The 509-nt window shown below is 45.8% G+C and carries 1 protein-coding gene; it reads right to left on the bottom strand.

The window, feature by feature from the left end; genetic code table 11:
* Nucleotides 1-411: TRAP transporter small permease subunit (locus R7Q48_RS31395; RefSeq protein ID WP_318134375.1), on the bottom strand; the 411-nt coding region annotated here is incomplete at its 3' end.
* Nucleotides 412-509 lie beyond the last annotated feature (98 nt).

Below are 509 nucleotides of genomic sequence, written 5' to 3'. Positions count from 1 at the left end.
CCATCGATACGGCAAACCACCTGGGTCACCAGACGTCTCGCCCAAGGCATAACTCTCTTTCGCGAAATCAATACCAAACCATGCGACAAGCAAACAAAAAGGAAAGAGGAAAAACAGGGTGCCGATGATGTCGATGATGGATTGCGCTTTATATGACAGTCGCTCATAAAAAATGTCGACTCGAACGTGACCGCCGGATTTGATGGCATAAGGCACGCCAAGCAAAAAGACAGCAGAGAATAAGTGCCACTCCATTTCTTGAAACGCGATAGACACGTCGTTAAACACGTAACGCATCACAACGTCATACACCACGTTCAACAACAACAAAATGAAGAGGATGCTGGATAACCACCCCAGAAAATCACCAAAGCGGTTGAAGATTCGCTCAATATAGATAAGGCTTCTCATTCCGAACTCCATGGAACGTGTGGGTTGGCTCCGCAGTATCTACGGAGCGTTTTTATGATTTTTATTTGAAATTTTTCTTGGGCTTCCTCGTCGGCCAA

The sequence above is a fragment of the Vibrio sp. 378 genome (assembly GCF_033339435.1).
This window is presented reverse-complemented; position numbering and strand designations above follow the sequence as displayed.